Here is a 14,751-nt window from a genome sequence, read left to right as displayed (position 1 = left end):
GAAGGCCGCCGTTTTCATTGGGGGCCGCGTGGCTTCACGGAGGGGCGGCCTCCACGGTGAAGGTCACGTCACCCCGGGGGGGAATCAGCACCTTCCGGGGCGTGAAGCGGGGCCCTTCGTCCGGGTCGGCGGCGCGTGCATCCAGCAGGTACTCGCCGGCTTCGACGCCCCGGATGACGAGCGTGCCCCCCGGGGCGAAGTCCTGGTAGCGGGTCATGGGAAATCTCCCCACCTCCTTCAGCGAGACGAGCGCGGGCAGGGGCGTACCGTTCGTGTCCCGGGCCAGGAGCCTCACCGTCGCGGCGCGGTCCAGCGCCACGGTGAGCGTGTCCACGCGGGCCGTCACCTCCTGCTCGAAGGGGCGCGCGTTGCGGCTGTGGAGCGCCAGGGTGAAGGGCGGGGGCGGCAGCTGCGACAGGGTGTAGACGCCGTCGCGAAGGGAGACGTTTCGGGGACGCGCCATCGCGCGGGCGACGTCGGAGTCCCCTGGCTCGGTGATGGTCGCGCGGAGGGACTCCAACTGGGACAGGGCTTCGCCGGTCTCCGCGTCGTGGACGGCGAGGCGCAGCGTCCAGCCGGGGTCGAGCGTCAGCGCGCCCAGGTCCAGGTCCACTCCTTCCGTCAGGTTCACGGGGCGCTTCAGCGGCATGAAGCCGGGGGCCGTCACGGTCAGGAGCGTAGGGCCCGCGGCGGTGAATGGGACGACGAAGGCACCGTCCGGCAACCCGGTGGACTGTTCGAAGTCCTTGAGGTCCGTGCCCGTCACCTTGAACGAGGTGACGGCCTGTCCTCCCGGATCCACGACGCGGCCCCGGATGCGTCCGTCGCGCTCCAGCACGAGTTGGAGGGGCGCCTCGCTGGAGTCCACCCAGATGCCTCCGAACTCCGGGGCGGGCTCTCCTCCCTGGGAGCGCCTGGGACGGAAGGTGTAGCCCGGCAGCTGGGCTATCAGCGCGTAGCGAGGAGCCACGAGCCCGCGCAAGGTGAAGCGTCCGTCCGGGCCCGTGCGGAGGCCGGGAGGCCACTCGTCATCGGTGGCTCGCGGATCGGATGAATCGCTATCGAGGAAGACCGCGATGAGACTGACGTCCGCGAGCGGCTGGCCCTTCCCATCCACCGCGATGCCGGAGCGCTCACGGCCTGCTTCCAGGCGCAGGGACACGTCCCGGTGTTCACGCGCCTTGAAGGTGATGGACTGGGACACCGACGCGTCCATCAGGTCTCCCTGGACGACGGCCCCCAGGAGATAGGTGCCTGGGGCAATCCCTTGCAGTTGGAAGCGGCCCTGTTCGTCCGTGAGGGTCTGACGCGGCTCTTCGTATGGCGTGTCCTCCTTCGCCTCCGTCCCCAACGTCACGGTGGCTCCCCGCAGCGGCAGCCCTCGCGAATCGGAGACGGTGCCGGACACGGAGGCGCCCCGGTCCAGCACCACGACGACATCCCGCGAGGGGACGCGCACCGCGAGGGTTTGAGGCTGGAAGGACGGATCCTCCACGGACAGCTCACCTGTCCCCGCGCGCTTCACGTCCAGGACGAAGTGCCCGGTGGCATCCGAGCGCAGGGCGCCACCCGAGTCGATGCCGTCACCGTCGCCGAATCTGCCAGACAGCGACAGGAGGATGCCCTCGAGCGGAGCGCCCGACGTGTCGACGACGCGGCCCTCCACGCTCTGCGCGCGCCGGAGCGTGAAGTCCAGGGGCGCCATGCCCTGCTGGAGCTTCTGGGCCTGCAGCTCCACGTCCAGGTGGTGGGGCGCGAGGATCCGGAAGGTATGCGGCCCGGGACGCGTGGGGCCCAGTTGGTAGCGGCCCGCGGCGTCCGTCACGGTGGTTGCCTCGGCGGCGACGGGACCGCCGTCCTCGCGGTAGGTCTCCACGCGTGCGTTCGAGATGGGGTGGCCTGCGTCGTCTCGCACCGTGCCCGTGATGAACACGCCGGGCTGGAGCCGCAGCTCCACGTGCTCCAGGGGTGGTGTCACGTCCAGTGTGGCGAACGCGCCCCCGGCCTCCGCGGTGAGTTGGTGGAGGACGGCGGGCGCGGTGAACCGGAAGCGTCCCTCTCCATCGGTCGTGGTGCGCTGGGTGGACGCCGTCGCGGTGTCGCCTTCGAGGTGCACCAGGATGCCCGGCACCGGCGCGCCCTCCGCCGAGAGGACCTGTCCCGTCAGGGCGAGCACACGTGCGAGCACCACGGTCGTCATCGCGGTGGGTGATTCGACTTCCGGCTGGAACCACGGGGACCGGCCCTCGGCGGTGACGAAGGCGGCGTAGTCGCCCTGGGGCAGGGGGCCCACGATGAAGCGGCCCTCGTCGTCGGTGGACGCGTCGAAGAAGCGCGTATGCCAGCGGGAGACGAGCGTCACCCGCGCGTCTGGGATGGGCGTCTTCCGGTCCGTGTCCGTGACGGTTCCCTCGAAGAGGACGCCTTGCTCCAGCGTCAGCGTCACGTCGTTCGAGCCCACCGCCACGCCACCTTGCGACACCGCGCCCGTGTCGCCCAGGGCCCAGAGCGTGATGAGGCCCTCGGGCAATCCCTCCAATACGAAGCGGCCCTCCTCGTCAGTGGCCGCCTCCGCGAACACGAGGGCTTCGCCGTCGCGGGCCTCCACGGACTCCCACTGCATGCGCTCGGAGTCGAAGCTGCACGCGCCGCTCTTGAGGGCCGGAGCCCGCGCGTCGTCCTGGCCGGAAGGATTGGGACAGGACCGCTCCGACAGCGTGACCCCGGGCTCCACGCGGGACGCGGAGACGCGCACGCCCGCGGCCGGGCCATGGGTTCCCTGCACGCGACCCGTGATGCGCGCGGTTCCCGCGGGACGTGGGGGCGTGGTCACCCGTGTCGGCCGGGCCACGGGTTTCTGCGCGGACGACACCGTGGTCACGGGCGAGTCCTTCACGGACGAAGGCGCCTGGGTGTTCCACAGCAGGAACGCGAGGAGCGCGACGACAGCCAGCGCGGCTCCTCCCATCCAAGGCTTCAATCCCCCAGGTCTGCCATTCCCCATGCGCGACAGGATAGCGCGTGAGTCAGCGCGCGAGGGGCATCCACACCGGCTTCACGTCTCGGGACACGGTGCCTTCGGCGGGCACGTCCAGCTCCTCGCGGTGGATGCGGTCCTGGTCGCGGTTGCCCGCGATGACGGTGTAGTGGCCGGCGGGCACACGGCGGAACGTGACGGACGTGCCGGCCCATTCGGTCAATGGGTGCCCCTGATGGATCAGGTGATTGAAGGCCCTGCTGTTGTTGGGAGTGGGGGCCCGTCCGGACAGCAGGAACGCGGTGTCGACATCCTCCGGCAGCCGGAGCGTGACGGTGGTGCCCGCGCCCAGGGCGTCGAATTCGAGCGTGACGTCGCCACTGCTGGGGATTCGCACCACGCGGGGCTGGAAGATGACTTCATTCGTCCGCTCCTCTGGCCAGACATCCACCGTGTAGAGCCCCGGAGGAATGACCGCGAGCGTGAAGTCACCCGGGCCGGGCTTACGTCGAAAATCCGAGCCGTCGGGTCGCGTGAAGATGAGCTGGGCCTTCACGGGCTGGCCCTGCGCGTCGCGAACGTGGCCCGTCACGCGGGCGCCCTTCTCGAGCGAGAGGGTGAGGTGCTCCACCTCCGCGCCCACCGTCACGCGCAGCGGCAGGTGGAGCTCGGTGTCCACCTCGAGCGTGCACGCCGTGGTGGGCACCTGCTCCAGCAGCAGCGAGCCGTCCTTCGAGGGCACGGCTTGCCTCGGCGCCCGGAAGGACGGGCCGTCCACGACGCCGTCTTCTTCGACGTGATAGCTGACGGCCACCGTCGTCTCCTGGCCTGAATCGTCGCGAACGCGTCCGGTGTACGGCGCCCCCGTCGCTGCCTCGCGCAGGAACACCTTCAGGGTCCTCCCTCGCGTCAGCGTGAGCGTGCCGAGGTCCAGGTCGCTTTCTCCGTCCGGTGTGACGGTGCGGTCCACCGGCGCGAACCCGCGGGCTTGCACCACGATCCGCTGGGGGCCGCTCACTTCGATCAGCTGCTGGTCGAAGCGGCCATCCGGGTCCGTGTACTCGTGGTCGTTCACGACAAAGGACGCCAGCCTCGCGCCGCCCTCCGCTACCACCCGGCCCCGCATATGAGGGATGCGCCGCATCACCAGGCGGACTTCCGTTGTGTCCCGGTCCACCACGGCGGTCTCGTATTCGCCAGCACGGACGCCCTGCGAGGACTGGGCGTCCAGGAAATGCTCCTGGAGCGACGCGGTGAGCTCATAGCGGGAGGCGCTCAGCGAGCGCAGGAGGAAGTGGCCTTCGGTATCCGTGTGGACACCCTCGGCGCGCCGCTCCGCCCTGGTCCTGTACCCTTCGCCACTGTAACGGTAGAGAGGCCGGTCCGCGTCCAGGACTTTCGCGCGAAGGTGGACCCCAGACAGGGGCCGGCCCTGGGACGTCACGGCCACGCCCCGCAGGGTCCGGCCTTCCTCCATCCGCAGCGTCACGGACGGCGCCTCTCCCGGCAGGACCTCCAGCGATTGCGAGGCATGGACGTCCACGGCCCTTCCTGGAATGAGGGCCTCCGCCACGTACCTGCCCGGAGGAACACCCTGGAGTGTGACCTGGCCCCGAGCGTCGGTGCCGCCGGCATGGTCGGCTGCTCCGCGCGCGTCGCGCTGCCAGAGCGTCACCCGGGCGTCCCGCACCGGCGCCCCCGCCGCGCTCAGGACGGTGACGGCGACGCTCGCGCCCTGGCGCAGCACCAGCCGCAGTTTGCTCGACGGAAGCGTCACGTTGACGCGCTGGGGAATGAAGTTCGTGCCACTGACGTCCAGCCACGCGGCGCCCGCCTCCTTCGCGTCCAGGAGGAAGCGTCCGGCTTCGTCCGTCACGGTGTAGTCCGTGATGACGCCCAGGTAGGGGGAGAGCCTCGGCGCCACGCCCGGACGCAGCTGGACTTCGAGGCCCGCGAGCGGCTGGTCCGCTTCGTCGACGAGGACGCCCTCCACGGAGACAGCACGCGGCAGGGTGAAGTCGAGCGACACCTCGGTCTGTTCGGGCTCCTCGTGCTCCTCTGTCCTGTCGACGTGGCGCTCGGCGCGGGCCGCCACGAAATGCGGCAGCCGGAACAGGGGACCCAGCCGGTAATGTCCCCGGGCATCCGTGACAGTCTTGCGTCGCTGCGACGGTGCGTCCTCATCGAGGCGAAAGGCCTCGACCCGGGCGCCGGGAATCGGGTTGCCGCTCTCGTCGCTGACGGTGCCCTGGAGGAACATGCCGGGCCCGAGCGTGAGGACCACGTCCTCGCGCGGCTCGGTCCCGAGGGTCGCGAAGCCGTCGCGCGCCGGGGTCTCCGCGAAGAGTTGGGCGAGCACGCCTTCGCTGGACGGGAAGGAGAAGCGTCCCCGCGCATCCGTGAGGGTGGTGCGCGATTCAGGGGCGAGGCTGGGGGTGTGGAGGCGGACGGAGATGCCGGGTGCGGGAGCTCCCTTCGCCGTCACGACCGTGCCCGCGAACTTCGCGGGGCGATCCAGGACGAAGGTGTCCTTCAGCGGATCCGCTTCCATTTCAAGGAGCGGACTGAACCCCGGGGCCGTGATGAGGATGCCATGGTCGGCCGGCGGTACCGGCCCGATGCGGAAGCGTCCATCCGCGCCGCTGGTCGCGGGGAAGAATCGCGTGTGTTCCCGGGTGAAGACGGTGATGCGGGCACCCGTGATGGGTTTGCCTTCCAGCACATCGTCCAGGACCGCGCCCTCGAAGAAGCGGCCTTCATCGAGCACGAGGACCACGTCCTGCTGACCCGTCGCCACGTCCGGGAGCATCGCCACTCTCAGGCCGCTGGAGGCCTGGAGCGTGACCGTTCCGTCGGGAAGTCCGTCCAGGGCGAAGGTGCCGTCCTCCGCGCTGAGGGTCTCCGCGACGGTGGGGGCTTCTCCTTCACGCTTGCCGATCTGATCCACCAGCTCATCGAAGGCTTCGTTCCAGCACTCCATCAGCCGGGGCGGAGATTCAGCGGGTGCATCCTCGGAAGGAGGGCAGGAGCGCTCCGACAGCGTGACCTCGGGTTCTGCTCGGGACGCGAACACGCGCACGCCCGCGACGGGCCCGCGCGCATCGCGCACGACGCCGGTGATGCGCGGGCTTCCCGTGGCGGGAGCCTGCTTCGCATGGGGGCCGGTGACGAATCGGGAGGCTTTGGTGGAGTGCTGGGACGCAGGACCTGGAGCACTCCCATGCTCGCGCAGGACGAAGAAGCCCAGGAGCAACAGTCCGACGACGACCGCGACCGTGAAGCCTATTGCCTGCTTTCCCCTCCGCATGCGCCGCGTCTCCTCGAATCCGAAGTCGCACGATAGCCGTTCGCCTCACTCAACGTTCCGGGCCAGGCACCAGCACCGTGACGGTCTCCTGCGTCGCATCCAGCACAACCTCCTTTTCGGTCTCCGCGTTCGTGTGCACGCTGATGAAGAAGGAGGCTCTCTCGAAGGGCACTCCCTCCAATGCAATGCCACCTTCCGCGTCCAGGTTCCCGTAGTGGGATGGCAGCGCGTGGCCGAGCGGAGTCAGTGGGTCGCTGAGAGGATCGAACCCGACGCTGACGCCCGCGAGCGGTGCGCGGGTGGCTTCATCCAGGACCCTGAAGCGTACCGTGCGGCCCCGGCTCATCCGGAGCGTTCCCAGGTCGATGTCCGTGCCAGGACTCACGACGAACTCCCGCTGGAGATCCAGGAATCCCTTCGCCCGCACCTGGATGCGCGCAGGCCCATCTTCTGGCAGTGGGAGCTCGAACGTCCCGTCCGGAGCATGGACCCACGGGGAGCGTTCCCGGACCTCGCAGGGCAGCGGCGTCCCGTTGTCGCTCACGACCTGTCCTCGCAGGCGCGGTCTGCGCTCCAGGACCAACCGGACGTCCTCCTTCCCTGCCGTGACGAGGAGGGCGGTGGTATCGGGCGTCCCGCCTCGTGAGCGCGAAGGCGCGAAGGCCTCGCCTTCCTTCCAGGCGATGAGCCGGTATGCCGGGGCCGTCAGGTGCTTGAAGACGAAGCGGCCATCCAGTCCGGAGAGGATGCCGCCCTCTCCGCCGGGGAAACAGTCAGGGGCATCCGTCTGCCACGCGGGGACGTCCTCCAGGAGGAGACAGGCCTGGATCCGGACGGCAGGCACCGGCTGCCCGGCGCTGTCGACCGTCATGCCCCGCACCGTGCGCCCTTCCTGGAAGCGCAGGGACACGGTGGCCTGTGTCCGTTCCTCCAGGTCCAGGGGTTGCGACACGGCGCGCTCGATGCCTGGGGTCCGCAGCCGGGCCTCCACGACGTAGTGCCCTGGCTCCAGTCCGCCCAGGGAGAAGGCCCCCTGCGCGTCCACGTCGGCGCGGTGGGCGTCTCCACTCCGCGGCGCGGTGTTCCAGAGCCAGACCTTCGCGTTGGACACGGGGCGTCCCGTCGCATCCAGGACTTCGCCGGACACGGAAGCGCCGCGGCTCATCACCACCCGGACCCCTGTTGACGGGACCTCCACGGGGAGCAGCACGGAGCGGAACCCCCGGGCCGTGACAAGCACCCGGCCGGAGCCCTTCCTCTCGCTGTCCACGAAGAAGTGGCCTGTCTCGTCCGACTCGGCGATCCCATCCTCGGGGAAGTGCGAGCGGAAGAGCCTTTCAGGCACATCGTGGGTCATGTCGAGCGTCACCTGCGCACCCGCGAGCGGCAGTCCTTCCGTGTCGACCACCCTGCCTTCGAACTGCTGGGCCCGCGTGAGCGTGAAGTCCCACGGTCCTTCATGGGCCTTCCCAAGGCTGACGGGCTCGAGTCTGTCGATGTAGTGCTCGCGCATCAATTCGAGGTTGATCGCGGGGTTCAGCAGCAATCCAAGCCGGTAGCGGCCCGCCGCATCCGTCAGCGTCGCGGGAGGGGGCTGGCCGCCCAGTCGATGGCTGCTCACGCGCAGACGCACGCCAGCCAGGGGCCTGTGCTGTTCGTCCCTCACGGTCCCCTCCATGGACCAGGATGGCTTCATCCGGAGGACCACGTTCCCGGGAGGCGTCACCCAGGCCTCGCCATGGGTGGTCCCGTCCCTGGCTTGGGTCCAGAGCTCCTGCGGAGCAACGGAGACCTCCTCGAAGACGAACCGGCCGTGTACATCGGTCCGGGTGCTCGACGTGTCTCCTCCTTCCTCCGTGGGACGCAGATGGACGTCCAGGCCGCTCGCGGGAAGTCCCTCGGGTGTCAGCACGAGTCCTTCCAGCCGTGTCCGCCTTTGGAGCTCGAGCGTCACGTCCGTGTCCGCGTCCCTCCAGACGTCGTCGTCGTCGAAGGACTTCGTCCGCCATCCTTTCGCGCTCGCGACCTTCAGGTAGCGGCCCGCGGGAAGGGGCCCGGCCCGGAAGCGCCCTTGTGCGTCCGTGAGCGCATCGAAGAATCGAGACCCGTCCTCGTGGATCAACGTCACCTGGGCGCCGGGAACAGGCGCCCGCGTGAGCTCTTCGACGACCCTGCCGGAGAAAAAGAAGCCCGGCTCCAGCAGCAGCAGCACCGCGTCGCTGCCCGCCGGGATGCCCGGCCGCACGGTCGCGCCCGTGTCACCCAGGGCCCAGAGGGTGAAGGCCCCGGCGGACAAGCCCTTGAGCACGAACGTGCCGTCGTCCGCCGTCAGCGTCTGCGCGACCACAGGCGCTTCACCCTCACGAGCTTCCACCCAGCGTGCGAACCCAGCGGCCATCTCCACGAAGCAGCAGTTCCCGTGATGGAGCCACGGAGAGGCGTGCCGGTGGTCCGATGGCTGCTGAGGACAGGGGCGCTCCGACAGCGTGTCCGCGTCCACGCGGGACGCGGACACCTGCACGCCCGCGACCGGGCCCCGTGCATCGCGCACGACGCCGGTGATGCGCAGCGAGCCTTCCGCGTGCGGAGCCAGCAGTGGGGCGAATCGCGCTCTCGCGCGCTCTGTCTCCGCAGCACGAACATGCGGGCTCGAGGAGGAGTCACCGCCTGGCGGCTCCCGGAAGCACACCACGGCCACGCCCAGTCCAAGGACGAGCACGGCGGCCCACCACCACGTCTTCCTGGAGCGCATGTGCCGCCAGGATAGCAGCGGGCATCAGGGCGCGGCGAAGCCCACCGCGTGTGCCTCCACGCCCGCGGGAGCCGGGTCCTCACGGAAGGCGACCCAGGCCTCGCGCTGCGAGTGGCGCGGCACGTACGCCAGCACGAACTCCGCCTCTTCCTTCGGTTCGCGGCCGCCTCGCAGCGACACGCGCACGCGGACCTCCTCCGCCGCCGTGTCGCCGTGGTTCGTCACCGTGACGGGCACCCGCCACTCCCGGGCTCTCTCACTGGCCACCGGCGCGCCCACCTGCACGGTCAGGTCCGGTGGGCCGCTGCCCGTCGTCCATGCGTCCACCGCCAGGTAGCCCATGACCAACGCCATGAGCACGCAGCTCGCGATGAAGACGACGCCCTCCAGCCAGTTCCAATTCGTCTTCATGATTGGATGAGCAACCTCCCCGCCGAAGCCCCCAGCGTCGACGCCAGCCCCAGCACCACCACCTGCGCCACGCAGACGCTCAGGCCGTTGCCGTTGAAACGGCCGAAGAACCACAACACCAAGGTGCTCGACAGCAGCGCGACCGCGTAGGTGACGAACGTGCCCGCCAGCACGTCACGGCGCAGGCGGCGGCGCGTGAAGCGGTGCGCGCGGGTGAAGTCGCTCTGGAAGAGGATGAGCCCGCCCAGCAGCAGCGACAGCACGGCGAGCCCCAGCAGGCACCAGGGCGGTGTCTCCACGGCGATCATCACGATCTCCTCCGTGGGCGCCACGTTGGCCGCGAACAACATCGCGCCGCAGAACGCGATGACCAGCTGGCCGGGGACGTGATCCGCGGACTCCAGCCGCTTCTTGTCCTCGTCCTCGTTCTCCTCGCGGTGCTGGCCTCCCAGCTGCGCGGTGCCCACGGATACGCCGATGGCCACCGTGCCGGCCTCCACCACCACCATGCCCACCGCTTCCTGGAGTGACGTGCCCTGTCCGATGCGGCCGATGAGCACGAGCACCCCCAGCGACACGAGCAGCCCCAGCCCCAGCTCCTCCAGCGAGTCGGTGAAGACGTCGAACCAGCACACGTCCCGGCGGAAGCCGCCGTAGCGGTTGTATCCGAGCAGCAGCACGTACGTGGCCATCAGGTAGCCCAGCACGCTGGCCGGATGGGACGTGAAGCCCGCCCACCACACCTCCATCGTGTAGAGCAGCGGCAGGCTGAAGAGCAGGCCTCCCGCGATGCCCCGGCCGTATTCGCGCAGGGAGTCCGACACCGGTCGTCGTCGGCGGGCTGCGTCGGCTGGGAGACTGTCGGCCATCTCAGGTCAGAGTCTAGGTTCGGTTCCTGGAGAGGGAAGTGCCCCTCGCATGACACCGGACACTCCCCGCCGTGCCTGGGGACGAGCCGTCAACCCGCGGGGCTATAATCGCCGCCGTCCATGACCGAGCGTCCCGCCCAATACATCCTCACGCTGTCGTGCCCGGATCAGCGCGGCATCGTCCACGCTGTCTCCGGCTGGCTCGCCGAGCACGGCTGCAACATCCTCGACAGCGCCCAGTACGGCGACCCGCAGACGCGGCTGTTCTTCATGCGCGTGCACTTCGCGGATGAAGAGGGGAAGGCGCAGCCCGCGGCGCTGCGCGAGGCCTTCGGGGCGCTCGCTGGGCGCTTCTCCATGGAGTGGCACCTGCACGACGCGGCGGAGAAGCCCCGCGTGCTGCTGATGGTCTCGAAGATCGGCCACTGCCTGAACGACCTGCTGTATCGCTACCGCAGCGGCATCCTGCCGGTGGAGATCCCGGCCATCGTCTCCAACCACCGGGACTTCTACCAACTGGCCGCGTCCCACGACATTCCGTTCCACCACCTGCCGGTGACGCCGGAGAACAAGGAACGGCAGGAGTCGCGCCTGCTGGAGTTGGTGCGTGAGCAGCGCGTGGACCTGGTGGTGCTCGCCCGGTACATGCAGATCCTCTCCGCGGAGACGTGTGATGCGCTGCGCGGGCGGCTCATCAACATCCACCACTCGTTCCTGCCCAGCTTCAAGGGGGCGCGGCCGTATCAGCAGGCCTACGACCGGGGCGTGAAGCTGATTGGCGCCACGGCCCACTTCGTCACGGGCGACCTGGACGAGGGACCCATCATCGAACAGGACGTGGAGCGCGTGGACCACACGCTGTCTCCCGAGGCGCTGACGGCGATGGGGCGCGACGTGGAGAGCGTGGTGCTGGGCCGCGCGGTGACGTGGTTCGTGCAGCACCGCATCCTGCTCAACGGCCACAAGACCGTCGTGTTCCGCTGAGCTGGCGGGTGGTGATGGCCGTCGACCGGCGGTACGCTCACGCAATGCGACCTCTTCGGTATTCCATCAACGTCACCTTGGATGGCTGCTGTGATCATCGTGCGGGCTTCGCGGACGAAGACCTGCACCGTCACGCGGTCGAGAACCTCGAACGGGCCGATGCCCTCCTCTTTGGCCGGGTGACCTACGAAATGATGGAGGAAGCGTTTCGGCCGCAGGCAGGGGCGGGAGCGGGGCCTGAGCAGACGGACCCCTTCGCCCGGGCGATCGACGCGGCAAAAAAGTACGTCGTGTCGAGCACCCTGGACCGGGTCGATTGGAACGCGGAGCTCGTGCGCGGGGACCTGGGGACGGCTGTTCAACAGCTCAAGAGGGAGTCGGGGAAGGGGCTGTTCGTGGGAGGCGTGAAGCTCCCGCTGGCGTTGGCGGAGCTCGGGTTGATCGACGAGTATGAGTTCGTGGTGCATCCCAGGCTGGCGGGCCACGGGCCGACGTTGTTCGCGGGGCTGTCCAAGCCTCTCGACTTGAGGCTCGTGAGCCGACTGGAGCTCGCCTCGGGGGCGATGGCCATGAGGTATGAGCCGAGAAGATAGTCATCCCGCTTGGCCGGCGGGGCACGCGGCGCCCGCGCCGAGCACGTCCGCGTCGTGGTGCACCTGCACCGCGCCGGACGCCTCCAGGTGACGCACGAAGAGCGAGCCGAAGACCTCCGCGTTGCCGCTCAGGTTGAGCTGGGCCTGGGGCGCGTAGAGGTTGCCCGCGAGCGTGCTGCCCGCGGAGATGTCCAACGCCTGCGAGCCCGCCACGTAGACGCGCACCCGCGAGGGCAGGGCGGCGGACCCCAGCGTGAGGTCGCCGGACACGATGAAGCCCCCCGCGAGGAAGAGGTCCAGTTCGCCGGGAGGCTGCACGTCCACGGTGAGCGCTTCCTTCAGGTCCACGCCACCGGGGATGAACAGCGCGGTACGGCCCCGGATGCGCAGCGTGGCCCGGCCCGGCCCCGCGATGCGCGTCAGCAGGAAGCGGCCACAGGGCAGCTCCAGCACGCGCTCGCCGGTGACGTCCGTCAGCGTCGCCGGGTCCAGGCCGATGGCGGCGTTGTCGTTGTCCACGGTGTGGTGGGCGATGAGCGCGGCCGGGTCGAAGCGGGAACCCTCGGCGCAGTCACAGGGGATGACCGCGGGCACGGGCTCACGGCGCAACTCCGACGCCTGGGCAGGGCCCGGGGAGAACTCCGGAGGGACGGTGAGCACGCCGCCCACGGTGAGCGCGGCGAGCCCCACGTCCCCATTCACCCGTGCGTCACCCGTCACGGTGGCGGAGGTGCCGGGGCCGGAGAGGGGACCGTTGCTGTCCAGGCCGCCGCCCACCGTGAGCGGACTGCTCAGCTGGACGCCCCCCACCTGGAGCAAGCCGCCCACCGTGACGCGGTCGTTCGCGGACAGGACTCCGTTCACGCCCACGTCGCCGCCCGTGCCACCGGGAGCGTAGGGGCCCGCCGAGCTTCGGAACGCATCCACGGTGAAGGGGGCGCTGAGGGACAGTCCCTCGCAGGAACACGCCGCGCGGCGGAACAGCGTCTGCGCCAGCTGGCCGCTGCACACCTGAGGCCCCGCTGCCGGATTGCCCAGCAGGAGCGGAGGCCCGCTGTCCTCGCAGTGCGCTGCCCATTCATCCGGAACGTCGGTCCCCGCGTCGGGTGAACGCAGCGTGGCCACCGGATCATCCACCGTGCACCCGGCACCCAGCAGCGCGGTCCAGGCCACGAACCCCGCGATGTGGAGCCTCATTGCGGCGACAGCTCCCGGAGCCGCGCGCGCGACGCCGCGCTCAGCGGCGAGTCCGGATGCAGCGAGAGGAACTCACCCAGCGCTCGGGCCTCCGCGGCCGTGTCGCCCAGGGCGCGGTGGGCTTCCGCGACGCCGTGGCGCGCCTCCGGATCCAACATGCCACCGGGTTGCAGCCGCACCGCGTCCTGGTACTGGCGCAGGGCGCCTCGCGCGTCGCCCAGGTGCTCCAACCGCAGCGCCCCCGACGCCACACGCGCGACGTACGCCGCCAGCGACGACGGCTCCGCGCGGATGACGCGCAGGTACAGCCCTTCCGCTTCCTTCCAATTCCCCGCCGAACGGAACGCGTTGGCCTGCCGCAGCAGGTCCTCCGGCTTCGACGACTCCTTCACGGTGATGCTCGGACGCAGCGGCCGGGGATGCTCGATGACGAAGGGCTCGGGCGGCGCGGGCGGGGACAGGGGCACCGGCTCCAGCGTGGCCATCCGCGTCGGCTCCGGCACGGCTGGCGTCAGCACCTGCGGGGGCGGTTGCGCGGGCCGCGCATAGCGCCACACGGCGGCGGCCGCGGCCCCGGTGAAGACGAGCGCCGCGCCCGCCATCAACCACACGGGAGGCCGCCTGCGTCTTCGCGGCGGCTCCGGCGCCTGCTGGAGCGCCGCGTCCAAGGCCGCCTGGACGAGCGCGCTCGAACGCTGCCGGGACAGCCGCCGCGCGGGCCCACTGCCGTTGTCCAGGGGCCGCAGCAGGTCGTCCAGCGGCTCACCGTCACCGTCGTCGGGGGGGCGGGGGCTCATGACGACTCCCCCTCGGGTGCCTCGCCATCCGAGGCCAGCGCGCGCAGGGCGGTGCGTCCCAGGCGCAGGCGGCTGCGCACGGTCTCGAAGGGGACTCCCAGCTCTGTCGAAATCTCCTGCACGCTCAATTCCAGGACGTGGTGCAGCACCAGCGCGTGCCGCTGCTCCGTCGACAACCTGTCCAGTAACGTCACCAGGTGACGGCGGTGCAGATATTCGTCCGCCGGCGCTTCGTCGGACGGCACCGCCAACAGCTCCACCGGGTCCCCACTGTAGCGGGCCTCGCGGCCGCGTGAACGCTTGAGCCACGCGAACGTGGTGCGCACCACCACCCGGTCCACCCAGCCGTGGAAACGCCCGTCGCCGCGATAGGTGGGCAGTCCCCGCACCAGCGCGATGAGCGACTCCTGGGCGATGTCCTCCACGTCCATGTCCCCCCGCACCAGGTAGCGCACCAGGTTGCGCACGCGCGGCAGCAGCTCCAGGAGCAGGGACTCGGTCGCGTCGCGCTGTCCCCGCATGGCCGCCGTCAGCCGGGCGTCCTCGCCACGGGGCGCGACGGTCGCATGTGAGCCCGAGCTCCTCATGCCCATCAAGGAGAAGGGACGCCGCCCATTCGGGTCATCGGTGCTCACGGAAAAATCACCATCCCCACTCCCAGTCGGGGACGCACGGACGCACCGTCCTCCCGGAGCACGAAGCCGCCATCCACCGCGTACCCCAGCCGTGGGCGTCCCAGGAGCACCTCTCCCGACAGCGCCGCCTCCAACGCGAGCGCCGGCCCCAGCCGCCACGCCACCCGCACCGCCGGCCCCACGACGAAGGCCACCACCCTGCGAGAGGGCGCCGGCTCCACCTCCGCGG

At 70.2% G+C, this 14,751-nt stretch carries 10 protein-coding genes and 1 pseudogene; 2 read left to right on the top strand and 9 right to left on the bottom strand.

What is annotated here, in order from left to right:
- Positions 1–34: 34 nt before the first annotated feature.
- From D7Y11_RS27130 to D7Y11_RS27110, 5 genes are read right to left on the bottom strand one after another with little or no spacing between them, the layout of a single operon-like run.
- Entirely contained in the window at positions 35–2,968 is a 2,934-nt protein-coding gene (locus tag D7Y11_RS27130; protein WP_158642003.1) for a carboxypeptidase-like regulatory domain-containing protein, read from the bottom strand.
- Positions 2,969–3,026: 58 nt separating this feature from the next.
- Positions 3,027–6,284 (bottom strand): carboxypeptidase-like regulatory domain-containing protein, encoded by a 3,258-nt coding sequence (locus tag D7Y11_RS27125; RefSeq protein ID WP_126935151.1) that lies wholly within the window; start codon positions 6,282–6,284, stop codon positions 3,027–3,029.
- A gap of 49 nt (positions 6,285–6,333) precedes the next feature.
- Positions 6,334–9,036, bottom strand: a complete 2,703-nt coding sequence (locus tag D7Y11_RS27120; protein ID WP_121755187.1) for a carboxypeptidase-like regulatory domain-containing protein — start codon at positions 9,034–9,036, stop codon at positions 6,334–6,336.
- A gap of 24 nt (positions 9,037–9,060) precedes the next feature.
- Positions 9,061–9,447: a hypothetical protein gene (locus tag D7Y11_RS27115; RefSeq protein WP_121755188.1), complete on the bottom strand. Its 387-nt coding sequence runs from the start codon at positions 9,445–9,447 to the stop codon at positions 9,061–9,063.
- Entirely contained in the window at positions 9,444–10,271 is an 828-nt protein-coding gene (locus D7Y11_RS27110; RefSeq protein WP_233607406.1) for a TIGR02587 family membrane protein, read from the bottom strand. The genes D7Y11_RS27115 and D7Y11_RS27110 overlap by 4 nt, the downstream gene beginning before the upstream one ends.
- Before the next feature lie 165 nt (positions 10,272–10,436).
- On the opposite strand from D7Y11_RS27110, the gene purU reads away from it, so the two are divergent.
- The gene (gene purU, locus D7Y11_RS27105; RefSeq protein WP_120578292.1) at positions 10,437–11,300 is read left to right on the top strand and encodes a formyltetrahydrofolate deformylase; all 864 of its coding nucleotides are present in this window, start codon (positions 10,437–10,439) and stop codon (positions 11,298–11,300) included.
- Positions 11,301–11,314: 14 nt separating this feature from the next.
- Entirely contained in the window at positions 11,315–11,893 is a 579-nt protein-coding gene (locus tag D7Y11_RS27100; RefSeq protein ID WP_199753795.1) for a dihydrofolate reductase family protein, read from the top strand.
- Here D7Y11_RS27100 and D7Y11_RS27095 read toward each other — a convergent pair whose 3' ends face one another.
- From D7Y11_RS27095 to D7Y11_RS43420, 4 genes and pseudogenes are all read right to left on the bottom strand, one after another.
- On the bottom strand, positions 11,894–13,090 hold the full coding sequence (locus D7Y11_RS27095) for a hypothetical protein (RefSeq protein WP_120578291.1): 1,197 nt from the start codon (positions 13,088–13,090) through the stop codon (positions 11,894–11,896).
- Positions 13,087–13,887 carry a tol-pal system YbgF family protein gene (locus tag D7Y11_RS27090; RefSeq protein ID WP_126935149.1) on the bottom strand — a complete coding sequence of 267 codons (801 nt, stop codon included), beginning with the start codon at positions 13,885–13,887 and terminating at the stop codon, positions 13,087–13,089. The genes D7Y11_RS27095 and D7Y11_RS27090 overlap by 4 nt, the downstream gene beginning before the upstream one ends.
- Positions 13,884–14,480 carry an RNA polymerase sigma factor gene (locus D7Y11_RS27085; protein ID WP_169821016.1) on the bottom strand — a complete coding sequence of 199 codons (597 nt, stop codon included), beginning with the start codon at positions 14,478–14,480 and terminating at the stop codon, positions 13,884–13,886. The genes D7Y11_RS27090 and D7Y11_RS27085 overlap by 4 nt, the downstream gene beginning before the upstream one ends.
- Before the next feature lie 38 nt (positions 14,481–14,518).
- Positions 14,519–14,751: pseudogene (locus D7Y11_RS43420) on the bottom strand (hypothetical protein); the annotation flags it as partial.

It is taken from the genome of Corallococcus sp. AB018, assembly GCF_003986945.1.
Lineage (GTDB): Bacteria > Myxococcota > Myxococcia > Myxococcales > Myxococcaceae > Corallococcus > Corallococcus exiguus.
The sequence above is the reverse complement of the archived record's forward strand: the minus strand, read 5'-3'. Positions and strand labels throughout refer to the sequence as shown.